This window comes from Ulvibacter sp. MAR_2010_11 (assembly GCF_002813135.1).
GTDB lineage: Bacteria > Bacteroidota > Bacteroidia > Flavobacteriales > Flavobacteriaceae > Altibacter.
Map to the genome: position 1 here is coordinate 1,902,225 of NZ_PHTY01000001.1, position 24,045 is coordinate 1,926,269.

General features: G+C 39.5%; 22 protein-coding genes. 10 read left to right on the top strand and 12 right to left on the bottom strand.

The window, feature by feature from the left end:
• The first annotated feature begins 7 nt into the window (after positions 1-7).
• Positions 8-844, top strand: coding sequence for a phytanoyl-CoA dioxygenase family protein (locus ATE92_RS08775; RefSeq protein WP_100803349.1), 837 nt, complete (start codon positions 8-10; stop codon positions 842-844).
• Here ATE92_RS08775 and ATE92_RS08780 read toward each other — a convergent pair.
• The gene (locus tag ATE92_RS08780) at positions 837-1,979 is read right to left on the bottom strand and encodes a glycosyltransferase (RefSeq protein WP_100803350.1); all 1,143 of its coding nucleotides are present in this window, start codon (positions 1,977-1,979) and stop codon (positions 837-839) included. The two genes, ATE92_RS08775 and ATE92_RS08780, sit on opposite strands and share 8 nt — an antisense overlap.
• Positions 1,980-2,015: 36 nt before the next feature.
• Between ATE92_RS08780 and ATE92_RS08785 the strand changes: the two genes are divergently transcribed.
• Together ATE92_RS08785 and ATE92_RS08790 are read left to right on the top strand one after the other, a co-directional pair.
• Positions 2,016-3,122, top strand: coding sequence for a glycosyltransferase (locus tag ATE92_RS08785; RefSeq protein WP_100803351.1), 1,107 nt, complete (start codon positions 2,016-2,018; stop codon positions 3,120-3,122).
• Positions 3,109-3,540, top strand: coding sequence for an FdtA/QdtA family cupin domain-containing protein (locus tag ATE92_RS08790; RefSeq protein WP_100803352.1), 432 nt, complete (start codon positions 3,109-3,111; stop codon positions 3,538-3,540). Before ATE92_RS08785 ends, ATE92_RS08790 begins: the two co-directional genes overlap by 14 nt.
• Here the strand turns inward: ATE92_RS08790 and ATE92_RS08795 are convergent.
• The 3 genes from ATE92_RS08795 to ATE92_RS08805 are packed head-to-tail and all read right to left on the bottom strand — an operon-like array spanning position 3,511 to position 6,096.
• Positions 3,511-4,458, bottom strand: a complete 948-nt coding sequence (locus tag ATE92_RS08795; protein WP_100803353.1) for a glycosyltransferase family A protein — start codon at positions 4,456-4,458, stop codon at positions 3,511-3,513. The genes ATE92_RS08790 and ATE92_RS08795 overlap by 30 nt on opposite strands.
• A complete protein-coding gene (locus ATE92_RS08800; RefSeq protein WP_157809595.1) occupies positions 4,451-5,341 on the bottom strand; it encodes a glycosyltransferase in 891 nt (296 codons plus the stop codon). The genes ATE92_RS08795 and ATE92_RS08800 overlap by 8 nt, the downstream gene beginning before the upstream one ends.
• A gap of 23 nt (positions 5,342-5,364) precedes the next feature.
• A complete protein-coding gene (locus tag ATE92_RS08805; RefSeq protein ID WP_100803355.1) occupies positions 5,365-6,096 on the bottom strand; it encodes a methyltransferase domain-containing protein in 732 nt (243 codons plus the stop codon).
• A gap of 127 nt (positions 6,097-6,223) precedes the next feature.
• Between ATE92_RS08805 and ATE92_RS08810 the strand changes: the two genes are divergently transcribed.
• A complete protein-coding gene (locus tag ATE92_RS08810) occupies positions 6,224-7,819 on the top strand; it encodes a S8/S53 family peptidase (RefSeq protein WP_157809596.1) in 1,596 nt (531 codons plus the stop codon).
• Here ATE92_RS08810 and ATE92_RS08815 read toward each other — a convergent pair whose 3' ends face one another.
• From ATE92_RS08815 to ATE92_RS08830, 4 genes are read right to left on the bottom strand one after another with little or no spacing between them, the layout of a single operon-like run.
• Positions 7,820-9,406, bottom strand: coding sequence for a hypothetical protein (locus ATE92_RS08815; protein ID WP_157809597.1), 1,587 nt, complete (start codon positions 9,404-9,406; stop codon positions 7,820-7,822).
• The gene (locus ATE92_RS08820; protein WP_100803358.1) at positions 9,393-10,367 is read right to left on the bottom strand and encodes a glycosyltransferase family 2 protein; all 975 of its coding nucleotides are present in this window, start codon (positions 10,365-10,367) and stop codon (positions 9,393-9,395) included. The genes ATE92_RS08815 and ATE92_RS08820 overlap by 14 nt, the downstream gene beginning before the upstream one ends.
• A gap of 8 nt (positions 10,368-10,375) precedes the next feature.
• Positions 10,376-11,059, bottom strand: a complete 684-nt coding sequence (locus ATE92_RS08825; protein ID WP_100803359.1) for a cell division ATP-binding protein FtsE — start codon at positions 11,057-11,059, stop codon at positions 10,376-10,378.
• 34 nt (positions 11,060-11,093) lie between these two features.
• Positions 11,094-11,558 (bottom strand): tail fiber protein, encoded by a 465-nt coding sequence (locus ATE92_RS08830; RefSeq protein WP_157809598.1) that lies wholly within the window; start codon positions 11,556-11,558, stop codon positions 11,094-11,096.
• A gap of 285 nt (positions 11,559-11,843) precedes the next feature.
• On the opposite strand from ATE92_RS08830, the gene ATE92_RS08835 reads away from it, so the two are divergent.
• From ATE92_RS08835 to ATE92_RS08845, 3 genes are all read left to right on the top strand, one after another.
• On the top strand, positions 11,844-14,864 hold the full coding sequence (locus tag ATE92_RS08835) for a tetratricopeptide repeat protein (RefSeq protein WP_100803361.1): 3,021 nt from the start codon (positions 11,844-11,846) through the stop codon (positions 14,862-14,864).
• A 31-nt stretch (positions 14,865-14,895) separates the two neighbouring features.
• On the top strand, positions 14,896-16,629 hold the full coding sequence (locus ATE92_RS08840; RefSeq protein ID WP_100804400.1) for a TonB-dependent receptor: 1,734 nt from the start codon (positions 14,896-14,898) through the stop codon (positions 16,627-16,629).
• Between the two features lie 78 nt (positions 16,630-16,707).
• On the top strand, positions 16,708-18,342 hold the full coding sequence (locus ATE92_RS08845) for an amidohydrolase (RefSeq protein WP_100803362.1): 1,635 nt from the start codon (positions 16,708-16,710) through the stop codon (positions 18,340-18,342).
• A gap of 142 nt (positions 18,343-18,484) precedes the next feature.
• Here the strand turns inward: ATE92_RS08845 and ATE92_RS08850 are convergent, their stop codons facing one another.
• Positions 18,485-19,243, bottom strand: coding sequence for a membrane metalloprotease (locus ATE92_RS08850; RefSeq protein ID WP_232729140.1), 759 nt, complete (start codon positions 19,241-19,243; stop codon positions 18,485-18,487).
• Positions 19,244-19,319: 76 nt separating this feature from the next.
• On the opposite strand from ATE92_RS08850, the gene ATE92_RS08855 reads away from it, so the two are divergent.
• On the top strand, positions 19,320-19,853 hold the full coding sequence (locus ATE92_RS08855) for a DUF2059 domain-containing protein (RefSeq protein WP_232729141.1): 534 nt from the start codon (positions 19,320-19,322) through the stop codon (positions 19,851-19,853).
• Here the strand turns inward: ATE92_RS08855 and ATE92_RS08860 are convergent.
• Positions 19,840-20,544: a bifunctional 2-polyprenyl-6-hydroxyphenol methylase/3-demethylubiquinol 3-O-methyltransferase UbiG gene (locus ATE92_RS08860; protein WP_100803365.1), complete on the bottom strand. Its 705-nt coding sequence runs from the start codon at positions 20,542-20,544 to the stop codon at positions 19,840-19,842. The two genes, ATE92_RS08855 and ATE92_RS08860, sit on opposite strands and share 14 nt — an antisense overlap.
• A 121-nt stretch (positions 20,545-20,665) precedes the next feature.
• On the opposite strand from ATE92_RS08860, the gene ATE92_RS08865 reads away from it, so the two are divergent.
• Entirely contained in the window at positions 20,666-21,160 is a 495-nt protein-coding gene (locus ATE92_RS08865) for a YkgJ family cysteine cluster protein (RefSeq protein ID WP_100803366.1), read from the top strand.
• A gap of 1 nt (position 21,161) precedes the next feature.
• On the opposite strand, the gene ATE92_RS08870 is transcribed toward ATE92_RS08865, so the two are convergent.
• Positions 21,162-22,415, bottom strand: coding sequence for an exo-beta-N-acetylmuramidase NamZ domain-containing protein (locus tag ATE92_RS08870; protein ID WP_369819735.1), 1,254 nt, complete (start codon positions 22,413-22,415; stop codon positions 21,162-21,164).
• A gap of 139 nt (positions 22,416-22,554) precedes the next feature.
• On the opposite strand from ATE92_RS08870, the gene ATE92_RS08875 reads away from it, so the two are divergent.
• On the top strand, positions 22,555-23,790 hold the full coding sequence (locus ATE92_RS08875) for an ABC transporter permease (protein WP_100803367.1): 1,236 nt from the start codon (positions 22,555-22,557) through the stop codon (positions 23,788-23,790).
• 58 nt (positions 23,791-23,848) lie between these two features.
• Here the strand turns inward: ATE92_RS08875 and ATE92_RS14030 are convergent, their stop codons facing one another.
• The gene (locus tag ATE92_RS14030) at positions 23,849-24,013 is read right to left on the bottom strand and encodes a hypothetical protein (RefSeq protein ID WP_157809599.1); all 165 of its coding nucleotides are present in this window, start codon (positions 24,011-24,013) and stop codon (positions 23,849-23,851) included.
• Positions 24,014-24,045: the final 32 nt, after the last annotated feature.

The following is a 24,045-nucleotide window of genomic DNA, read 5'->3' on the forward strand; positions in this document are numbered from 1 at the left end:
CGCCTATATGTCTGCTGAAATTTGTCAATTATCGTTGGATGGAGTCCCGTACGAATTTAATGTCGAAGGAGAGTTCTTTTGGGGTACCGAAGGAATGCTCTATAAACCCGAAGACAGCGTAATTTCTAAAACCCCGTGGAGGGATTTGGGCTATGGGGTGGTTTCTGCCTTTGATGCAACCGAATTTGAAGCGTTCAGGCAATCCATTCAGGCCAATATTGAAAAGGCGTTCGACGTGAATGGGATTGCCTATAACAAAGAAACATTTACACTTGGTGACTATCACAAGGTAGTTACTAGTGATGCGCTTCATCTAAAAGTAATCGATATTACCCGAAACCTGACTAACGAAGACTTCGATTTTAATATTGACACCTTGGCCGAACGCTTCGGAAAAATCTTAGGATATCCGCTTACATCGTGGGTGGAAGAACTGCAAAAATCTCATATTCAAATTCGTATAAACCGTCCGAGTTCTTTGGATATCAATCCGCCGCATCGCGATGGGTATTTGAGCTATTGGGAAGATGTAGTGAATGTTTGGATTCCCATTGAAGGTTGTAATGAAAATACTTCGCTTCCTGTATTACCGGGAAGCCATTTAATTCCCGAAAACGAAATTCTGCGCACCGAAAGCAAGGGTGCCACCATTAACGGCAACACCTATTATGTTCCCTGTGTGCTTAAAACCAAGGCCGGCAATTTAGAAATGATTCGGCCAAATCCAAAGCAAGGGGAGGCGCTGTTGTTTTCTCCGTTTTTAATTCATGGAGCTGCCGTAAATAGAAGTACTGCTACCCGGGTTTCAATCGAACTGCGTTTTCCGAAGATAAAAACTACATAACGCTTTGCCATTTTTCAAAATAGTCCTTTGCAGATGCAAGATGGTCGTGACGTTCTTCGATAAACTTTCGTGCATTTTTTGAAATTTCCACGATCTTTTCAGGATGTAAAATGAGCCATTCCAACTTTTCAGCCATTAAAACGGGGTCGGGTAAAGCGTTGATGGCGACTGTATCCTCCTCGAGGTTGTAATATTCCAACCATTCCTGTTCAGCGCCCGTAAAGACCACTTTCCCCTTTGCCATGGCTTCCAATGCGTTAAAGCCTTGATCGTAGGCGTACACCTGATCTAATAAGATATGTGCTCTGTCGAACAGCCTAATGTATTCGTCATAAGGAATATTGCTAACAGTAATAACCTCTATCTTATCTTTAAACTTTGCGGTTATAATTTTCAAAGCTGCTTCAAACAAATCGTTGCCTTTTTTGTAATAATTGTTTTTATTAATACCGTGGAAGATGATAATTTTATCTTCTATCTCCGGTGTGATATAAACAAACTTTTTCAGATTGACAGGATTAGGAACCATCCCCAAATATTTTTCATGGTTTAGTAGCGGTAAATGGTAATCGAGATCGGATGCAAGCACTCCTTTTATATGCCGAAAGATATAGTCGTGCAATTCAATATAGGGCTTGGTGAGGTATTGTGTAACATGAAGGAAGCTCATTTCGTTTCCTTTCTCCTGAAGATAGGGAGTCACGATGGAGTATCGAAATTTCCCCTCCATGGCATATTTCACGCTGGTATGATCGGTACCACAAGACAATAAAAACACATTCTTGTTATGTTGAAACACGAACGACAATAACTCTTTTTCGACCGAAGGCACGGTTCCGAAGGAATTTTCGTTTATCAATTGGACGATGTCATTGTTTTTAAACAGATGTTGCTGTGCAAAAAATTGTTTCCGCACAGAGAGTGAAGTAAGATCTGTTTTGAAGAGTTTAAAAAGTGTTCGTTTTACAAAAAGACCGATTCCCGTGGTGTATTTCATTGTAAAATTAACGTCCACCCTTCGCTTTTTAAAACCGTCACCAAATCCGATGACGGTCACATCGTGACCCAAAGAAGTTAAACCTTCTTTTAAAGTATAGTGAGAAGAATTATATTCGCCTATTAAAAGGATTTTCATGCAGTTTGTTTAACTTCAACGTAAATACAAAGTCACTTGCAAAATAAGCATAAAAAAATTTGTATTGTTAGTATTTCTCTCGGAAAAGGAGGGGCAGAACGCTCGTGCGCCATGCTGTCGCAAATGCTCGTTGCGGAAGGATTTGAAGTCCATATTATTATTCTAAATAATGAGGTGGATTATCCGTATGCCGGCACTTTAGTAAATCTGGGAGCATTAAAAAATACTCATGATAATGCGCTCAAGCAATTGTCGCGTTTCAGAAAGTTTAGAAAATACCTTGTGGCTCAAAAGTTCGATGTGATTATCGATCACTGTCCTAAAAACAACGTGACACGAGATGTTTTTTACGACAGGTATTTGTACAAGGGTTTTAACCGAATTTACGTGGTACACAGTTCAAAAAAAGATCAATACTTTGCCAATAACACCAAAAAGTTGGTGAAAATTTACAATAAGAATATCATGAACGTTGCGGTTTCTAAATATATTGAAACCGAACTTCTTGTGAAGAACGGGATACAAAAAACCAGGACCATTCGCAATGCCTACGATCCAAATTGGAGTGAGATGGTTTCAGAAAAACCATCTGAATTAAAAGATAAAAAGTACATTCTCGCCTATGGCCGAATTGAAGACAAAATAAAAGATTTTACATTTTTGATACAGTCTTTTTCTGCTTCCCGGATTTGGGAGCAAAAGGTGTATTTGGTGATTTTGGGTGACGGAAAGGACAAGGAAAACCTACAGGAATTCGCTTCACAACAAGCCGGAAGTGATTTTATTCTATTTCTCCCTTTTACTGAAAGTCCATTTCAACACATCGCTAATGCCGAGTGTGTCACATTAACCAGCAAATATGAAGGTTTTCCCATGATTTTGGTCGAATCCCTTTCGTTAGGGACACCGGTTGTGTCATTAGACATTGTTTCGGGGCCTTCAGAAATTGTAAAACACCAGGAAAACGGCTTGCTAATTTCAAAAAGAAGCATACCTTTATTTGCTGAAGCACTTCAAAAAATGTGTTTCGACACCCAGTTTCAAAAACATTGCCAAGCCAACGCCAAGGCGTCAGTTCAGCAGTTTTCCATGGAGGAAATAGCAAAGCAATGGAGTCAATTAATACACAATGAACTACGATAAATTAGAAGACATACACTTACGGGATATCCCCAAAATTGTCCACCCAAGAGGGAAGGGAAATCTTTCGGTAATTGAAAAAGACCTAATCCCTTTCGACATAAAACGGGTGTATTATTTATACGACGTGCCCAGTGATTCCACTCGCGGCGGACATGCACATATCGAGTTACAACAATTCTTAATTCCGTTGAGCGGAAGTTTTGATGTGGTTTTGGACGACGGAAAAAATCGAAGAGTAATAACGTTAAATCGTCCTTTCAAAGGCTTGTTAATTCCTTGCGGAATATGGAGAGAGCTGGAAAACTTTTCGGCAGGTGCGGTGTGTCTTTCCTTGGTGAGTGATGTGTACAAGGAAGAAGACTACATTAGAGACTACGAAGAATTTAAATTATTTAAAAGCCGTAAGTCTAACCCCTAATTTTTCAGCAAAATCCTTGCCTTTTACCAATAATTTCAAAACGGAGCGGGGTTGCTTCAGTAAAAATCGCTGTCTGGTAGTAAGATTGTTTACATCGATGTTTTCCAAATAATTTTTAAATGAAGGAATGTCATTTGCCATCTTATGCTGAATGGCGAACGAATAGCTGTTCCTATCCAGATATTTTTTTAGGAAAGGATCTTTTTTCGCCGCTGCCACATACGTTTCGGTGTTCATGTAATTTCGGGTAAGGGTTGGCGTATTCGAAATACGATTGCTACCGTCCAGATTATGCCTTGCTGTGATGGTATTCGAAAAAGCCAATGGAGCTTTCAGTGCAGCCCGAATCCACAAATCGGTATCTTCTCCGGCGCCATGTGTGATAGAAGCGTCAAACCCGCCCAATGCTTCAAAAAAAGGTTTTTTAAAGCAGACTGCAGACGTCCACGCAAGTGCGTCCATCAAACTATTCTCAAAATAGTTGTCGATACTACCCAGCCAGCCTTTAGGTTGTTGCATTACCGGGGAAAGCATAGAAGTAATCAACTTATGATTGTGCTTTTTTTCGTAGGCAGTTGCATACCATTTGTGTTCCGGAAATTTTTCGATAAGGTTCTTTAAATTCTCCAGATGATTAGGATGCCAGTAATCATCGGCATCCAGAAAAACAATATGCGCTGAGGTTGCCTTTGATACGCCGTAATTTCGGGTACGTGCTACTCCTTCATTTTCCTTGCTGAATAGTAAGATGCGACTGTCCTCTACCGTTTTTACCATTGCTTCGCTATCATCGGTCGAGCCGTCGTTGACAATCACGATCTCAAAATCGGTTATCGTTTGTAAAAAGACACTGTTGAGCGTTTTTACGATGTCCCGTTCTTTATTGTAGAGTGGTATGACGATTGAAAATTCAGGCATGCGATTCCGATTTTAATTCAATATAATAATTGAGGCGATACAAATCAAACCATAAAAGATTGGGGTTGGCCGAAACAAAATTACGCTCCATTTTTTTCTTGAATGGTGAAATTAGTTTACTGAAAAGTGTTGTCATTTTCCAGTTTTTGAGTAGAACATAACTTTGCTGTAATTTGGTAAAGTCTGCATCCAGCAACCCGCTTTTTTCAAGTGAAACAATTGAACTTATTGCGCTAAGCGCTTTTTTCAGATAGTTTTCAGAAGATTCCAAACCTAAATGATACACAGGATTATCTATATGAAGTACCTTACTTTTTTTACGTTTAAGGGCTTGTGAAATCACCAGGTCGTCTCCGTAAAAATTTTCTAAGGCTTTATTGACGCTTTCAAAACACTCCTTTTTAATTAATAGATTTTGGGTAATAATAAAGTAGGGATGTTTTTCGCGTTCAGATACGGTTTGCACTTCCCTTTCTTTCCCGTATTTCCATCGCAAGCGTTCTTTTTCAGAAGGAGCATCATTTTGATAAGCAACTCCGCCAAAAATAACATCGAAATCGTTTTTTACTATTGCAGCGAGATAATTTGCCAGAAAAGTTTCTGAAACAGGGAGTACATCCGCGTCTAAGAACAGCAGATTTTCAAATTTGGCTGCTGAAGCCAATTGCCCTCTAATGGCGCTTCGACCTATATTTTTTGGCAGCTTTTTGAATGACACATTAGGAAAGGCAATAATCTTATCGTTGTGGGGAAGCGGAATGGTAGAACCATCGTCCATGACTATAATTTCACAATCAATGGCCTTTTGCCCTAATTCTTTTTGAAGGGTTTCAACCAGTTGATACACATTGTGATTATATGTAGGAATGAGTATGGAAAGCATCTTTATCGAATCCCGAAGGTACATTATTTTTTAAGGAACAAAATTGTTTCGGCTTGAAATCCCGCATGAACATCATCTTCAAATGTTTTTGCATCACCCTGAGTAAATCCACTTTTTTTCAACCTCTCTGTCAATCCCGCAATCGAATAGATTCTTACATGGTCTTCTTGTCCGAAGGCCTTCAGCCGATTTTCTTCTGTAGTGATAGATGCATCTTCGTAAATATCGTTGCCTTCCTTAAAAGGGGTTTGTATTAAACAAGATCCACCGGGTTTTAAAACACGAAACAACTCCTGCATCGCTTTTTGGTCTTCCTCTATATGTTCCAGGATATGATAACAAATTATTACATCAAAATGATTATCGGGACGGTCTATTTTTGTAATGTCGTAATGGTATTGCGCAATAAATTCATCTTCGAAATCGGTGCTCACATAATTGATAGAATTGTCCTTGCTTAGTATACGATATAAGCTTCGGGAAGGAGAGAAATGCAAAACAGATCCGTGTAATAAATCGTGTTCTTTCAGTAGAGAAAAAAGTCGGCGGGTTCTGGCTCTGCTTCCGCAGAAAGGGCATAAAATATCTCCGTCATCCAGAGGAATGAATTTCTTTAAGGAGTGGTCACAAATTGGGCACTTGTGATTCTTTCCCTTGTAGCGTAGCGCAAAAAGCGCCCTGAAAAACAATTCATTCTTTATTAAAAAGCCCTTAGGTACCAAAGCTAAGGCAGTTTTTTTAACCGTTTTATACATGCCGCTAAATTACGATATAATGGATAACTGGTATAGTTTTTAAAAAATAAGTACCTTAGAAAAATAATGGGAGGTGCCCTTATAACTTAAAATAAATATGCTTCGTTGTTGTCTAATTTGTATTGGTATGTTGATAGGGATGATGCCGTTGTTGGCACAAGAAGACGCTTGGTTTTATCTTAGAGCGAAAGATACTTTATTCATTCCCAATTTTACAGAAGTAAATAACAAGTTGGTCTATCGTGGAAATGATAGGAGTCTACGCGCGGTTTTAAATAAATATGAGATCTCGGAATTTAAAAAGACCTTTCGAAATGCCAAGCTTCCAAATTTAAAGAAGACCTTCTTTGTAATAGCCAATAAGAAGGAAATGATGGAAGACCTTTTACGCAACGCTTCGCATGTATTTGTTTTTGGTGAGCACATTTCGGAGGAAGATAAAAAAATATTTGAACCAAACGATTATGGCCTCACTAGTACTATTGGTGGAAATACAGGATTGCAGGCAGATCTGTCTTATTTGGACGATATAGATATGCCAAAAGCCTGGTTTTATACCACGGGTTCTCCCGATGTGATTATTGGTATTTCCGACGGAAGTGTAGATACTACGAACACCGACTTTAAGGATAAAACAAAGGTGTTTAATAAATCTTCATTGGCAGGGGGTCATGGATATAGTATCGCAGCCAATGCAGCAGCACAGGGAGATAATGGTTACGGAATTCCGGGTGTCTGTTACGACTGTAGTATCTATTCCACCAATTATGGAGATTTTAGAAATCTTGCAATGATAATGGAGCTTTCGCGGGCGGGTGCAAAAGTGGTTAATTGTAGCTGGATTGGGAAGCAATATTACGAAACCGCTCAGGCTGCAGTAGATGAAATGTTCTCAAATGGAACTTTAATAGTAGCAGCAGGAGGCAACAAGAGTTGGGGTGAAACAAAAGGAGAGCTGCTTTATTATCCGGCCTCATATAAGCATGTGATATCGGTTGGAGTTGGAACGTTTAGACACGAAAATGTGATGGATAACATCAAGATTGAAAAAAACGGGAACTATTATGCCGAGAATGTTAGAGGATATGTTGGCAGAACATTAGGGTTTAAGAACAATGATACACTTAGTGAACCTCATATATGGGCTGCAGGGACTTCAACTCTCAATTCTGAAATTGACATTTTAGCACCTTCTACAGGTCAATTTATGTTTTCAAAATTTATTCTGGACGGAACTTTGGAATATCACCCCTATTCGACGACTTCGGGGGCGACTCCCTTTGTGACGGGGACAATAGGTCTTATGTTTTCATTGTATCCGTGTTTGCCTTTGGATGAAGTGGAAAGTATACTGAAAATTTCAGCTGTGAATATAGATCATATCAAAGCTAATAAGCCATATGAAGGAACCTATGGAGCCGGGTTACTCAATGCCGGCAATACCATAGAATTACTTTATCAATTACATACGGAGGACGAAATTGCTTCAATTGAAAATCAAATGTTTTCGAGATGGGATTTTAAGCTAACGGCTTACTCGAAACAGGTGCACATTCAGAATATGGAGTTTACAAAAGATGCCACTTTGGATTTGGTTGCCAAGAATGCGATTGTACTTGGTGCAAATACTGTTTTAAAGCCGAGTGCTAACGGAAAAATTCGTTTAAAAGTAGACAATACTATTGATAAAGAGTGTGAATTGAGATTGAGACAAAACGACTAGCTATCTTGCTCTATATACATCAAATTGAGTTCCCTTTTCGACCAACACCCAATCTTTCTCTATGATGCTCTTAATCTCATAACTGTCCAATTCATACTGGGAATATTCTTTCTTCTCAAGGAAGACATATGCGTTTTTATCGGCTAATTGATCAACAAGAGATTTCGACTGGTTATTAATTTCTACATCCAAAGGCCAATCAATGCCAATGGGATTGATAGTTTTTGTAAGATAATGGGCATGTGTGACCGATGGAATGGCAGTAAAAACAGGATACTTTGCAGCCAACTTCTTTAATTCTTTATATTTTTCAAAAGTATCGTGATCACTTTTTATAAAAGTAAGTTGAGGGAAAACATCGCCCATTTCATAGATAAGTTTGTCTCTGTTAGAGTCTCGGTAAATAGTTTGATATCCTAAGTAAAAAGTGACGAGGTACAAAGTCAAAATAATACTTGAAAACAAGAAGGATATTTGTTTTGGAACTTCAGAAAAGAAAAATATATACAAAGCAAAAATAAGGGGTAATGAAAAATGAATCGGAGTTCGGTAGCCATTGCTAATAGAGGCACTCCAGCTCAATGTTATCAGCAGAATTAAGACTAAAAACCGCTTGTCCTTCCGAAGCATATACAACGAATATGCACTCGCAACTATAAGTAATAATTGAAATAGATGCTCTATTGTACTCCAGTTTCCACTATGACGAATAAATAAAAAACTAATTAAAACTACTACGCCCACATTAAGTATAAGATAGGTATACTTCTTTCCAAGGTATTTGGATGCTACCCATATCCCTATAAGCAAGAGAGTAACGTAAATGATATTAAACTTCAGCGCCAGATAATACGATTTTATACCTGCATCTACCAATGCCGAAGTGGGTGTTCGTTGAAAAGTTTGATTTAAAAATGGTTCAAGAGAACCGTTTAAATATTTAATCCCAACATACATCAATCCCCCAATTAAGCCAAAAAACGCAAAATACTTTAATCTGAAATAATCTTTACGTAAAAGGAAATACAAACAAATAAAAAGCGGCATAAAGTAAAACGATTGTTTTGAGAACATTCCAAGAACTATAAAAATAGCGCCCAAAAATAAATACAGCAGTCGACTTTTTTCGTGAAGTAGTAAATAGAGTCCTATTGTGCAGAAAAAAACGCCGTCGACAGTATTCCAGGCCATTGGGGGATAATTGTGAATAGAGATAACTGCTCCCAGAATAGCAATAAAATACAATGTTTCTTTTGAAGTGATTGAAAAAGTGTTACATAAAATCTTTGAGCCCAAATAGGAGTATATAAAAATTTGAATATAGAAGAAACTGCGGTCTATGATATAGCCGTAGGTTTCAGAAATAAAGAGAAATATTGTATGAAAAAAGGCAGGGACGGCCGGTCGTGTATAGATAAAATCCCGATGTGGAATTTCTCCATTATAAATACTCCACGAGGTTCCGAATATATACCCTGTATCTGTATCCTCAAACCCATAGGGCATATAAAAAACTATGTAAAAAGCACAAATAAAAAAGAATAGAAATTGAAAAACGATTGCAGCGCTGATTTTACTTTTCAGCATTTTTCTTAGTTTTTAGGTTTGTCTTCTCGATTATATAAAGAGGTCTGTTTAAAATATTCTTATTAATTCTACTAATATATTCACCAATAACACCTACCGATATTAATTGGATTCCGCCTATAAATAAAAAACTTACCATTAGAGAAGTCCAACCGGTAATAGTTGTTCCTAAAAAGTAGTGGGCGTAAATGGCATACATTAAAACTATAAAGGCTATAAAGGATATGAATATTCCCAATCTACTTACAAAAAGCAAGGGTTTATCTGAAAATCCGGTGATGCCGTCAAGAGCGAACTTTAGCATTTTTCCTAATGTATAACCCGTCTTTCCTTCCTTTCTACTATCTCTATCATATTGAACATAAGTTTGATTAAATCCCAGCCAGGCAATCTGTCCTCTTAGAAACTTATTCTGCTCCGGCATTTTATTGAGGTAGGATACGACCTTTTTATCTATAAGCCGGAAATCCCCTGTATCTAAAGGAATATTAATGGACGTTATTCTTTTTAAAATACGATAGAATAATTTTGCTGTTATCTTTTTAAAAAAGGTTTCTCCCTTTCTTTTTCGACGTTGTGCATATACTACCTCAAAGCCTTGCTTGTATTCATCGTATAATTGAGGAATAAGTTCTGGGGGATCTTGTAGATCTCCATCGATAATCACCACAGCGTCTCCATTACAAAAATCTAACCCGGCAGTCACAGCAATTTGATGGCCGAAGTTTCTACTAAAATTTATATAATAGGTTTTAGGATCAGACTCGGCGATTTTCATAAGTTGTATTAAGGAACCATCGCGACTTCCATCGTTTACGAAAATGAATTCGTAATTTTCTGAAACGTTCATCACACTTTTACGCAATCTTTGGTAAAGCTCTGCTATGATACCTTCTTCATTAAAAATAGGGATAATGACCGAAATATCAATTTGCGATTTATTGTGAGTTGTTTCCATCATTTTTTAAACTACACCGTTTTCTGTACCACTTCAAAAATCTGACTCTCATCACATTTCAAAGTTTTTGAAGGATATTTTAAAAGTAAGGCATAATCGTGTGTTGCCATAAGAATGGTATTTCCGTTCTTGTTGATTTCCTGTAGCACTTCCATCACCTCTACACTTGTTTGCGGATCCAGATTTCCGGTAGGCTCATCTGCTAAAATTAATTCGGGATCGTTGAGAAGTGCTCTTGCTATGGCTACACGCTGTTGTTCGCCTCCCGAAAGTTGATACGGATACTTAAAACTTTTGGTTTTCATCCCAACCTTGTCCAAAACGGCGTTAATTTTATTCTCCATGGCTATTTTGTCCTTCCACCCTGTAGCGGTTAACACAAATAGGAGGTTGTCATGGACGGTACGCTCGTTCAATAATTTAAAATCCTGAAATACCACCCCCAGCTTTCTCCGCAAAAAGGGAATGTCTTTTTCTTTCAATGTAGGAAGGTCGTAACCCACTATTTCTCCCGTTCCTTTCTGAAGGGGCAGATCTCCATATAGCGTTTTCATAAAACTACTTTTTCCGGTTCCGGTTTTACCAATTAAATACACAAATTCTCCTTTTTCTACTGTAACAGTAACATCGGAAAGAATAAGATTCTCCCCTTGAAAAATGGAAGCGTCCTTTAGGAATAATACAGGTTGAGACATCAAATAATTTTTTAACAAAAATATCTAAATAAAGTTAGTTTTCCAGAACTGACAGTTTTTCTTTTAAGTCGTTGATTTCTTTTTGCTGTTCGATAGCGTACAATGTCAATTCTTCTATTTTCTGAAGGAGCAGTAAATTCATTTCCTTGAGTAAAAATCCTTCTTGTTCAAATTGGCTTGCTGAAGGAACCCCGGGCAAGTGATGGTTCTCTTCAATAAATGCCGCGACTTCTTCCAAACTAGGCATAGTGTAATCCGGTTTTAATTCCGAAATACCTTTAAAATAAGTTTCAAAGACATAATCGGGTGCGACTGCCCCGTTGAGGTCTACCAATACTTCCTGCGTGTGAATTTTCCCTTTTACGGTGAGCATTTCATCCGGCTGTTCGGTCCCAATCCCAATTTTTCCGTTTTTTTCTGAAAGGTTTTTAAATGGGCTTCGTTGGGCTATTACTGAAGTTGTAAGCAAAATAAAGGCTAAAAGTGCTAATTTTTTCATATTCTCTCTTGTTAATAAATCGTGGTGCTTTAAAAGTACAGTATTTTTTTGAAGCATACTTAATGACCAAAACTGCTTCAACAAAACATAATTATAGTTCAATTGTTGCGTTATTATGAAAGTTGATCGGCTAAAGCACATCGACTGAAGCTTTAATGTTTTATACGTCAATTGGTTACCTGTAGTGGTATTATTGTTGATATAACTGTGAAAAACTTCAGCTATGTTACAAACGCCCTCTAACTGAAGCCATATCTTTATACTCGAAAAAAAAACGATAAAAAAATGCAAAAGAACCTCATAATCTTTTCTCTTTTCCTACTTATTTCATTCACTACTTTTTCACAGCAAACCGCTGTGTTTACCAACGAGCTGGTCGATTATAACAAAGCGCTCGAATTGTACAATAACAGTCAGTTTCTCGCTTCACAAAGTTTGTTCGCAAAGGTGAAGCAAACCTCGAAAGATGAAACGATACAAGGGGATTGTGCCTACTACATCGCCAATTGCGCCGTACGTTTAAATCAACAAGATGCCGATGCCCTGATGGAAGAGTTTGTAACCGATTACCCCACCAGCATCAAACGCAACGACGCCTATATCAATGTGGCTAATTATTATTTCGAAAACGGCAAGTATTCCTTTGCCCGTAAATGGTACGACAAGGTGGACGAAGAAAGTGTTCCCCGCAGTGAGCGCGATCGTTTCAATTTTAACAACGGCTACGCCTATTTTAAAAGTAAGCGTTACAACGAGGCCAAAAAGTATTTCAATAGAGTGAATACTTCCGAAAAATATGGGTCACAGGCAAAATATTATCTGGGGTTTATCGCTTATGAAGGTGACGACTATCAGGAGGCGAATGAACTTTTTGAAGAGGTAAAAGACGAAGAGCGCTATGCCGAAGGTCTTTCCTACTACCAGGCCGATATGAATTTTAAACTGGGGAATTTTCAGAAGGCCATCGATATGGGGAAGGAGCAATACGAACAATCCAATCCGGTCGAGAAAAGTGAGCTTTCAAAAATTATTGGTGAGAGTTATTTCAATCTTGAAAAATATGAAGAAGCCATTCCGTATCTCAAGGAATACAAAGGGAAACGCGGCAAATGGAACAATACAGATTACTATCAGTTAGGATACGCCTATTACAAACAAGGGGATTATCAAAATGCGATAGGGGAATTCAATAAAATTATCGACGGACGCAACTCGGTAGCGCAAAACGCATACTATCACCTTGCTGAAAGTTACTTAAAGCTCAACCAAAAACAACAGGCGCTCAATGCATTTAAAAATGCTTCCGAAATGGATTTTTCGGCCGAAATACAGGAAGATGCCTGGTTGAACTATGCCAAGCTGAGCTACGAAATTGGAAACAGTTATAAGAGTACACCACAGGTTATTCTTTCATTTATTGAAACCTATCCCAACAATAAAAACAACGAAGCTTTAAAGGATTTGTTAATCGATTCGTATATCACTTCCAAAAATTACAAGGCAGCCTTGGATTTGCTGGAAAACAATAAATCGTTCGAAAACAAACTTGCCTATCAAAAAGTGGCATTTTTTAGAGGTATCGAAGTCTATAACGAAGGGAATTACAAGGAAGCTATCGAGTTTTTCAATAGATCATTAAAAGAACCAAGAGAACCTTCATATACTGCACGTGCTACCTATTGGAAGGCCGAAAGTGATTATCAGTTGAACAATTTTGACGAAGCGCTTATTGGTTACAAACAGTTTTTGCAGCTACCGGGTTCGGCGGGATCAACCGAATTAAAGAACAGCCGATACAATATTGCCTACAATCACTTCAAACTTAAAAACTTTTCGGAAGCAATCGACAACTTTAAAATTTATGTAGAATCTTCTTCTGCCGATGGAGCCCGAAAAAAGGATGCCTATCTGCGATTGGGAGACAGCTATTTTGTAAGCAGTCAGTACTGGCCGGCGATGGATAACTACAACAAGGCTATCGACTTGGGTACTTCCGATGCCGATTATGCCGCGTTTCAGAAAGCGATCAGCTATGGTTTTGTAGACAAAACAGATAACAAAATAGAGGGATTAAAGGAATTCGGGAATAAATACCCCAAGTCGGTGTATCGCGACGATGCCTTGTACGAATTGGGAAATACCTACGTTGCGCAGAACAAAACCAATGAGGCCATAGCAACCTATGATAAGTTAATTCGGGATATTCCCACAAGCAGTTATGTTTCCAGAACCCTCTTGAAGAAAGCACTAATTTTCGATAATACAGGAAAAAGCAACGAGGCGCTCACCCTTTTTAAGCGAGTGGCAAAAGAATTTCCTTCTACACCGGAGGCGTTGCAAGCAGTAGCCTCAGCAAAGATTATTTATATCGATCAGGGCCGTGTGGACGAATATGCCAATTGGGTAAAAACCCTGGATTTTGTTGAAATTGAAGATGCCGAAGTAGACGATGCTACCTATTTGGCGGCCGAGCAGCCTTATTTAGAGAACAAACCCAAAGTAGCAATGACCCGTTTTGAAGATTATTTGAAGCAATTCCCCAACGGGCAACACGCACTAAAAGCACATTTTTACTTGGGGCAGTTGCTGTTTGCCGAAAATGCATCCGATAAAGCCATCCCGCATTATGCCTTTGTGGTAGGGAAGGAGCGAAGTGAATTTACCGAACAGGCCCTGGCACGTATTTCCGAATTGTATCTGGCAAAGAAAGACTACACCAATGCCTTACAATATTTGAAACGTCTCGAGACCGAAGCCGATTTCCCTCAGAATATCATCTTTGCACAAACCAATAGTATGAAAGCAAGTTACGAGCTAAAACAATATGCCGAAGCTGTTAGCTATGCCGAAAAAGTACTTCAGAATTCAAAAATCGATAACAGCATTAAGAGTGATGCACAAATAATCATCGCCAGATCTGCCATTAAAACCGGAAATGAAAGCAAGGCAAAAACAGCCTATGCAGAGGTTTCGAAGATCGCAACAGGACAATTAGCTGCGGAAGCCTTATTTTATGAAGCCTACTTTAAAAACAAGGAAGGCAATCACGAAGCGTCCAATGCTTCCATTCAGAAACTGGCAAAGGATTACAGCGGTTATAAATACTATGGTGCCAAAGGTCTCGTGCTTATGGCTAAGAATTTTTACGCTCTGAAAGATGCCTATCAAGCGACTTATATTTTGGAAAGCGTAATTAAAAATTTTTCCGAATATCAGGATGTAGTGGACGAAGCCAAAGCCGAACTAGCCGTTATCAAATCGGCCGAATCGAAAACAAATGCTTCGGTTGAAACCGATGGCAATTAACCCCTTTTCAATAAAAAACATACCTATTCATATGTCAAAGAAACGCCTAGCCTCACTTACCACACTATTTTTAGTATTTGTTTCTGCCGCAGTAACAGCGCAGGAAGACGATCTGGGAACAGAAGTTGTAAACATTGTAAAACCTTATACGCCCACTATTTCGGATGCCTTTAAGGTGAAGGAAACCCCTGTGTTAAACGACTCGCTCACGACACAAAAGCAGCAAGTGAACTACAGTATTTTCTCGGTTCCGGTGGCTTCTACTTTTACGCCCGCCAAAGGAAAAGCGGCTACTGTAGAAAAGGCAAAGCCCATGAAATTGTACGACAATTACGCAACGTTGGGCTTCGGAAATTACACCAGTATTTTAGCCGAGTTGTACAGCAATTTTGAAATTAGTAGAACCGACAACGCCGGATTTTTCTTCAGACATAATTCGTCTCAAGGAGATATTGAAGGTGTCTTACTGGAAAACAAATACTACGATACCAGTCTGGATGGAAATTACACTTCCCGCCAACGCGATGCTTCGTATAGCATAGACGCAGGGATAAAACACCAATTGTTCAATTGGTACGGATTGCCCGAATTTGCCGAGGAAGAATTAATTTTATTGAATGAAAGTTTAGACGTACAGCAAACTTATTTCAGTGGAAATCTGGGCGGAAGTATGCAGTTGGACGATTCGTTTTTTGAAGGAATTGCGGCAAATGTCCGATTTTTGAGCGATGCTTATGGCTCATCCGAATTCAATTTTACAGCACTACCGGAGTTTTCTTTTCCGCTAACCGAGTTTACATTGAAGATAGACGGTGATGTAGATTATCTTTCGGGAAGTTTCGAGCGTAATTATTTTGCCGAAATTCCTATCGACTACAGTTTTTTAAATGTGGGCCTGGCGCCTTCGCTGGTCTATGTCAATAACGATTTAACTCTATCGTTGGGTGTTGCCGGTTATGTAAGTTTGGATTCTGAAAATTCGGAAACCAACTTCTCCATTTTCCCCCGAATTAATGCCTCGTATCGCTTGGTAGACGAACTATTGATTGTTTATGGTGGTGCTGAAGGCGGGGTGGAACAAAATTCGTATTACGATTTTAAAGAAGAGAATCCCTATGTTTCGCCAACGCTTCAAATTATGCCTACCAATAATTTGTACAATGCTTTTGGTGGATTAAAAGGAAAACTGTCCAATTCGGTGGGATACAATGTTCGCGGTTCGTATGGCAAAGCCGAAAACAGGGCCTTGTTTCAAATTAATCCCTTAAACGATGTATCTCCTTCCGAAAGTTATCAATACGGAAACTCATTTAAGATAGTGTATGACGACATCAACACCCTTTCCTTTTTCGGCGAATTGAAAGTGGAAGTTTCCGAAGTCTTTTCTCTGGGAATTAACGGGGAGTATTTTTCATACAATACAACCGATCAGGCGCATGCCTGGAATTTACCCGATTTTAAAGCTACTGTCTTTTCAAACTTTAATATTACCGAAGAATTGTACGGCGGAGTCTCACTCTTTTACGTAGGCGAGCGTATGGATCAGGTGGTGGCGTATAGTCCGGATATAGATCCTTTCCCAACCGAAGTTACACTGGACGGCTACGCAGATGTAAATGTGCATGTGGGCTATCGGGTGAACGACCGACTCTCAATTTTTGCCAAGGGAAGCAACTTATTGAGTGATAATTATCAAAAATCGTACAATTATCCGGTACAGGGAATTCAAGGTTTGTTGGGTGCAACCTATAAGTTCGACTGGTAAAATTTCAAAATATTTTATTTCTGAAAAGCATTCCGTAGTCTGGGATGCTTTTTCTATTTTTACTGAAAACCCATCCAAATGAAATATCTATTTTTTCTTTTCGCATGCATCCTTTTTTCCTGTGCTCCCGATAAAATTCCTGCCGACTTATTAGTAAAAAACGCCAATGTCTATTTGGTCGATGAAGCATTTGGCACAGCTAAGGCCTTTGTAGTAAAGGACGGCAAGATACTGGAAGTTGGTATTAAACCCGAACTGGAATTAAAATACAGTTTCACTAGTGTGTACGATGCCAAAGGAATGACGATTGTCCCGGGACTTATAGATGCGCATGCCCATTTGTTAAATTTAGGTTTGGCGCTTCAAAATGTAGATTTGGTGGATACCGAAAGCTACGATGAAGTTTTGGAACGCGTTGTAGAATTCCAGAAGAAAAAAAATGCTTCCTTTATCATGGGTCGGGGTTGGGATCAAAACGATTGGGATGTAAAAGAGTTTCCCACAAAAAAGGAATTGGATTCATTATTTCCGGAAACTCCGGTCGCTCTAACAAGAATCGATGGTCATGCAATGATTGTGAACTCCAAAGCCTTGGAATTGGCGGGAATTACTGCACAAACAAAAGTTGCCGGAGGTGAGGTAATTTTAAAAGATGGACAACCTACCGGATTATTAGTGGATACAGCCATGAACGGAGTTAGACTGTCGTATCCAAAAATAGATAGGGAAACCATTGTAACTGCTTTAAAAGATGCAGAAAAAGTCTGTTTAGAATTAGGTCTAACAACCATAGATGAAGCAGGTACGTCGAGGGAGACTATTGAGATCATGCAGGAACTGTACGAAAAAAATGAATTATCACTTCGAATATATGCCATGGTGGGAGTGCGATCCGGTGATTTAGATTACTATTTGGAAAAAGGAATCGTTAAAACGGATCGCTTGAATGTACGCTCAGTAAAAATATGGAGTGACGGGGCACTGGGTTCACGTGGAGCAGCTATGCGACAGGAATACAGTGATCAACCCGGGCAATTCGGACTCATGATTACCACAGAAGCACAGTTGGATTCATTGGCCAGGGCCATTGCCGCTGCCGGCTACCAAATGAATACGCATGCCATTGGAGATTCTGCGAATGTTTCAGTGTTAAGAGTGTATTCCAATGTGCTGAAAGATGTAAAAGACCCGCGCTGGAAAGTGGAGCATGCGCAGATCGTTACCCCATCCGATTTCGATTATTTTTCAGAAAAAATACTGCCTTCCATTCAGCCCACACATGCTACCAGCGATATGTACTGGGCCGAAGATAGGGTAGGACCGGACAGAATTAAAGGGGCGTATTCATTTAAAACACTCCTTCAGAAATCGGGAATGGTAGCATTAGGGACCGATTTCCCTGTTGAAAAGGTAAACCCCATGTATACTTTTTATGCGGCTGTAGCCCGAAAGGATTTACAACAATTTCCGGAAGATGGTTATCGTATGGAGGAGGGACTAACCCGTGAGGAAGCCTTAAAGGGAATGACCATCTGGGCCGCCTATTCAAATTTTGAAGAAAATGAAAAAGGAAGTATTGAAGTTGGAAAATTTGCCGATTTCACGGTTTTAGAACAAGATATTATGACGATGCCGTTAGATAGCATTCCAAAGCTGAAGGTAAGCGCAACCTTTATTAATGGAAAAAAGGTGTTTGAGGGGAAGAGTGAATAGTGAAAAGGCAATAGCGAAAAGGGAATTGGTTATTTAAATTCCAAATTCCAACCAGTGAAGAGTGAGCAGTGAACGGTGAAGCGTGCAGGGTGAAAAGTGAGTTGTGAATTTTTTATTTTTGCTTACAGCTTATAGCCTTCACCTACTTTCCTCCCTTAGCCTGTAGATCGGCAATACACAATGGATCAAAACCGGGTACCGGTCTTCTGTTTTCCAGCAATTCTACCAATAATAAGCCGTTTGTGCTTTCAAAATACATTAAACAGTCTTCTACCATGCAATGTTTTAAATGCGCGGTGTCTTCATGACTTGTATGAATATCGTCACTTTGAATATTCACCAAGCCAAAAATATGCCCAAACTCATGTGTTAATGTGCTTAATTCAAGCTCGGTAAGATCAATATTGGCACTATTATTCGCCAAATCTCTAATAGTTTTTTCATAAACTACGATGGAGGTATTGCGATAGGCAGAGCCCAAAGTCACTGTGGTGCTGGTATCCCCGGCGTTAGAGCCATTGGCGAAAAAGATGTATATAGCAATTGAATTATCCACAGTGTAAATTGTCCTGTGTTCTTCTTCGATGGCGCGAATTTCTTCAATGGTAAAGGGCGCTCCTGCGGGAGCATCAATAAAAGTTTCATTTATACTAATTCCTTCCGGCTTATTAACTCGTTGGTTTAAAAAGTTTTGAAGCCCGACAATAGTGGCGTCGGTGGGTCTAAATCCTCCTGAATATACTATTTCTACGGTAAGTTTCGTATAGATATCTTCCGATAAAATATCCTCAGCCGAGGTTCCCAATGCTTTTCTGTTTTCTGCCTTAGGATCGGTCGTTGGATTATCTCCATCATCTTTTTTACAAGCGGCAATCGTTACAATCGCGAGTAGTATAATCAATGATTTTATATAGGGGCACTTCATTTTATTATTATGTATTTTTAGCAAACATAACCTATAATCGAACATTATGAAAATGAGATTCTTGTTTTTAACGCTTTTTTTAGTGTTTTGTTTTTCAACTTCGGCCCAAGTTGATGCCTTTCAGGAAGAAGTTATAACATATCTCAAATCCAATGGAACTACAGATCAATACAGAGAAGCGTATGACGGTATATTTACTATCTTAAAGAAACAATTCAATTCGGCCTCCGTCCCTGATGCATTTTGGATCGATATGCAAAGTGATAAAGAAAAAAGTGTGGAAGAGGCCATTGCCTTTCTGTCATTTGCATACAGAAAACATTTTACGCGAGAAGATATTTCAAAAATGACAACTTTTTACAACACCGAAGCAGCTCAAAAAATGCTTTCAAAGGATGCACCCCTTTCTTCGGACGAGAGCGAAGCTATAGCTGCTTTTTTTGAAAGCGATATAGCTAAGAAAATAGAAGAAAAACAAGAGGCTTTAGCTATAGATATAGCCGATATTTCGGAGCATTGGAGCAGAGATCTCTTTGCTGCTAAAATGAGCCTATTGGTAAAGGCAGGATTTACTACACAACAGTAAGTCTGGCGAGATAATCGAAATTTTCTCCCCGGGCTACGATTTCAAAATTTAAACTGTTGGAGAGACAAGCCTCTTCAAAAATTCGCTCATCCAAATACAACCACTCAAAAACTTCACTGCTTTCTCCCTTGTATTTCATACTAAATTCCAGTTCGCCGTAGTAGCTATCGCCGGGAATCCAGATTCCGCCGTCTTCGCCTTCATCGTACATATACTGCAAATCGCTCGAATCGATTAAAATCTGTCCGTTTACGGCTAATAACGACTTTAAATGCTGAAGGTATTTCGAAACGTTTTCCAGATTCTGAAAGATGCCCGTTCCGTTCATCAATACTAGTATGGTGTCGAAAGTTTGGTTTTTTACTTCCAGAAGCGCTTGCTTTTTTACATTTTTCACACCCCGAAGCTTACACACTTCCACAGCCCCTTCAGAAATATCGATGGACGATACCTCCAGACCCTTTTTCTGAAGATATAGCGAATGACTTCCTGCACCACAACCTACATCGAGTACCTTTCCGAAGCTAAGCTCCAACGCTTTCTGTTCCAACGCAGGCATTTCAGCAAAACCCCGAAAAAAATACGATAAGGGCAACACGTCTTCTTCACTGATATTGGTTTCAGTGATTATATCCTCGGCATTGTTTCCTTGATAATAGTCTAATAAGGCACTACCTAAAATATCTTTCATTATAATAATATGTTTCAAACAAAGCAACGACTCAACAAATCAACAATCAACGAATTAGCGAATTAGTGAGTTTGTATACTTTTAGTATTGATTGATAATTCCTTTTGATTAATTTTGATCCATGGAAAACATCCTGAAACAGCTGCCGCAACGCGCTAAAGATACGCATAACGAGAACAAAAAGTTCTTCGCGAAGCTAAAGAAAAAACCGCCCAAGCAGTTAGACACACTTATGGTCGAATTGCATGAAGCAGAGTTTCAACGTACCGACTGCCTTAGCTGTGCCAACTGTTGTAAAACGACCGGTCCATTGTTCACCGACAAAGACATAGAACGTATTTCGAAGCATTTCAGGCAAAAACCACAACAATTTATTGAAACCTATTTACGAGTTGACGAGGATAACGACTATGTATTGCAATCGGTTCCCTGTACCTTTTTGGGAGCCGATAATTATTGCAGCATCTACGAGGTGCGTCCCAAGGCCTGCAGAGAGTTTCCACATACCGATAGAAAGAAATTTCAGCAAATTTCCAACCTTACCTTAAAAAATGTGGCAATTTGCCCGGCCGCTTTTAATATTGTGGAAGAAATGAAGAAGCGGTTACCGCTTTAGACTAACGCTCGTATAACAAATATTTTTCTCGCATGGCATCGTAGGCTTTTAAATCTTTAAGCCAGGTTTTCCTGATGTCCCGAAAAGTAAACCCTTGCTCTATTTGTTGCTGCAATACCGCTGTTCCGGCGTGTGTGGTAAAATTTTTGGTGTTGAAAAAGTCTTCTTTCTTTTTGTAATTGTTATAAGCATCGATAATCCAGGTGAGGTCAATTCTACTCATCCTTGGGGTTTCTCTCAAGTCGATTCCGTTGCAGGTTTCACCATTGAATTTTGGGCTTTTTGAGCCGAAATTAGGCTCCGGAACATACGAATAGGGGTATTTTTCCTTCGGTAGATAGGGTGATCCCAAAATTTGAAACTGCATTTCGGTACCGCGACCGGCGTTGAGATTGGTTCCTTCCAGAAGTCCGAGACTGGGATACAAATTTATCGACACATCGTTGGGAAGATTGGGTGAAGGCCGAACGGGTAGGGAATATGGTGTCTGATGGTTGTAATGCAACATTTTTATCACCCTAAGTTCACATTGCATTTTATTGGCTAGCCAGCCCTGCCCGTTAATCATTTGTGCGTATTCCCCAATGGTCATCCCATGTACTAAGGGAACGGGATGCATTCCTAAAAAGCTTGTGTGCTCGGGTTCCATCATGGGGCCGTCTATATAGTGTCCGTTGGGATTGGGTCTGTCCAAGATTATCAGCGGAATTTCAGCCTTCGCACAGGCCTCCATCACATAGTGTAAGGTCGAAATATAGGTGTAAAAACGGACGCCCACATCCTGAATATCGAACACCATTACTTCAATCCCTTCAAGTTGAGAAACTGGAAGTTTTTTATTGCTTCCGTAGAGTGAAATAATTGGCAACCCGGTTTTGGTATCTACTCCGTCCTTTACAAATTCACCCGCATCGGCCGTTCCCCGAAATCCGTGTTCAGGAGCGAAAACTTTTTGTATCGAAATTCCTTCAACAACCAGGAAATCAACCAAATGAAGTCGCTTGTCTTTTTTAATGAGCATAGAAGTAGGGTTGGCGACAATTCCTACTTTTTTACCCTTCAGTAAAGGAAGATAGAGATCGGGCTGATAAGCACCTAGTGCAATTTCTTCAGAAATAGCTGCTTTGTCAAGTGCAACCGTATCCTTTATCACAATGTCACCCGAAGCATAATTGTTACTTTCTTTATTCTGACTTCCACACGAAAAACAAGGTGCGATAAAAAATAAAACCGCAATTATTCTTATAAAAACCACCTTGCCGGTAGAGCCGCCGTAAGTAAACGGGGTTAGTTGAACCAAGGGTTTTAAATTCACTGAACCTTTCAGTTTTTTAAACTCCAGTTTCACTAAGAAAAATGTATTTTTGACAAAAGATAATCGCATATTATAACCCGTGAATTTCGAATTTTTCATCGCCCGTCGCATCATTGCGTCCAAGGATTATAAAAGTAGTATTTCGGCACCAATTATAAAAATTGCCATTACTGCCATCGCGTTGGGTATTATTATGATGCTTATCTCAATAGCTACGGGCATTGGGCTTCAGAAAAAGATACGGGAAAAAGTTTCGGCCTTTAACGGCGACATCATTATTACCAATTTCGACACCAATGCGTCCGACGATTCGCAGATTCCCATTTCAAAAAATCAGGATTTTTACCCGGAATTTAAAAATGTAGAGGGGATAAAACACGTACAGATAACTGCTTCCAAAGGGGGTGTAATTCGCACCGAAACCGATTTTGAAGGCGTGGTCGTAAAAGGAGTAGGCACCGACTACGACTGGACCTATTTTAATGATTTTTTGGTAGAAGGGACCTTGCCCGATTATACCGAAGATCTTAACTCCAACATTCTAATTTCTTCCTTTCTCGCCAACCGACTGCAACTCGCCTTAGGCGATAAAATTATTACCTTCTTTTTAAACGATGATAGTACGAAAGCTCCGCGAAGCCGTGGTTTTACGATTTCAGGAATTTATAACAGCGGCTTTCAGCAGTTCGATGAGCAATTTCTCATTGCCGATATTCGGCATATTCAACGTCTTAACAATTGGGAAGAAGACCAAATTGGGGCCTTCGAATTGTTTGTATCCGATTTTGACGAGCTGGTGCCTATTGGGAATGCTGTGTATAACGAAACCTTCAGCACCTTGGATACACTTACCATTCGTGATAAATACGGATCTATTTTTGAATGGTTGGACTTGTTCGATTTCAATATCGCGCTCATCATTGGCATCATGATTTTGGTCGCAGGCATCAACATGATTACCGCCTTGCTGGTGCTAATTTTGGAGCGTACGCAAATGATTGGGATTTTAAAAGCACTGGGAAGTAGCGATTGGAGCGTTCGGAAAGTATTTATTTACAATGCCATGTATCTTATTGGCGTGGGCCTATTCTGGGGAAATCTTATCGGAATCGGTTTACTGGTCGCCCAACAACAATTTAAGCTCTTTCCGCTGGATCCGGATACTTACTATGTCACAGAAGCCCCGGTATATCTCAATATAGGCTACATTCTCGCCTTAAATCTGGGCACGTTTCTCCTGTGTTTACTAATGCTCCTGATTCCATCGTACATCATCGCCAAAATTTCCCCGGTCAAAGCCATTCGCTTCGATTAAAAGGGCGTTCCCTCGGGTTGCTGAAAAGTGATTTCAGCTCCGCTCAACCACCAAGTTATTATTTTATTAGGTCGCTGAGCGTAGCCGAAGCGACACCGGAAAGGAAGTCGAAGTCACCCATTCGCAACCCCCGGTCGCGCTTTCGGCAGTCGCTTCCCTCAATACTTCGGGAGAGCTCCAACAATGCCTCAATCCCTAACGCAAAAATCCTTGCAGCATACAAGCCTAAATCCTACCTTTGCAGCGCTAAAAATT

Bases quoted from the DNA above. Each gene is read 5' to 3' on its own strand.
- ATE92_RS08775 (WP_100803349.1), top strand. From the start codon at position 8: ATGTCTGCTGAAATTTGTCAATTATCGTTGGATGGAGTCCCGTACGAA.
- ATE92_RS08780 (WP_100803350.1), bottom strand. From the start codon at position 1,979: ATGAAAATCCTTTTAATAGGCGAATATAATTCTTCTCACTATACTTTA.
- ATE92_RS08790 (WP_100803352.1), top strand. From the start codon at position 3,109: ATGAACTACGATAAATTAGAAGACATACACTTACGGGATATCCCCAAA.
- ATE92_RS08795 (WP_100803353.1), bottom strand. From the start codon at position 4,458: ATGCCTGAATTTTCAATCGTCATACCACTCTACAATAAAGAACGGGAC.
- ATE92_RS08800 (WP_157809595.1), bottom strand. From the start codon at position 5,341: ATGCTTTCCATACTCATTCCTACATATAATCACAATGTGTATCAACTG.
- ATE92_RS08805 (WP_100803355.1), bottom strand. From the start codon at position 6,096: ATGTATAAAACGGTTAAAAAAACTGCCTTAGCTTTGGTACCTAAGGGC.
- ATE92_RS08810 (WP_157809596.1), top strand. From the start codon at position 6,224: ATGTTGATAGGGATGATGCCGTTGTTGGCACAAGAAGACGCTTGGTTT.
- ATE92_RS08815 (WP_157809597.1), bottom strand. From the start codon at position 9,406: ATGCTGAAAAGTAAAATCAGCGCTGCAATCGTTTTTCAATTTCTATTC.
- ATE92_RS08820 (WP_100803358.1), bottom strand. From the start codon at position 10,367: ATGATGGAAACAACTCACAATAAATCGCAAATTGATATTTCGGTCATT.
- ATE92_RS08825 (WP_100803359.1), bottom strand. From the start codon at position 11,059: ATGTCTCAACCTGTATTATTCCTAAAGGACGCTTCCATTTTTCAAGGG.
- ATE92_RS08830 (WP_157809598.1), bottom strand. From the start codon at position 11,558: ATGAAAAAATTAGCACTTTTAGCCTTTATTTTGCTTACAACTTCAGTA.
- ATE92_RS08835 (WP_100803361.1), top strand. From the start codon at position 11,844: ATGCAAAAGAACCTCATAATCTTTTCTCTTTTCCTACTTATTTCATTC.
- ATE92_RS08840 (WP_100804400.1), top strand. From the start codon at position 14,896: ATGTCAAAGAAACGCCTAGCCTCACTTACCACACTATTTTTAGTATTT.
- ATE92_RS08845 (WP_100803362.1), top strand. From the start codon at position 16,708: ATGAAATATCTATTTTTTCTTTTCGCATGCATCCTTTTTTCCTGTGCT.
- ATE92_RS08855 (WP_232729141.1), top strand. From the start codon at position 19,320: ATGAGATTCTTGTTTTTAACGCTTTTTTTAGTGTTTTGTTTTTCAACT.
- ATE92_RS08860 (WP_100803365.1), bottom strand. From the start codon at position 20,544: ATGAAAGATATTTTAGGTAGTGCCTTATTAGACTATTATCAAGGAAAC.
- ATE92_RS08865 (WP_100803366.1), top strand. From the start codon at position 20,666: ATGGAAAACATCCTGAAACAGCTGCCGCAACGCGCTAAAGATACGCAT.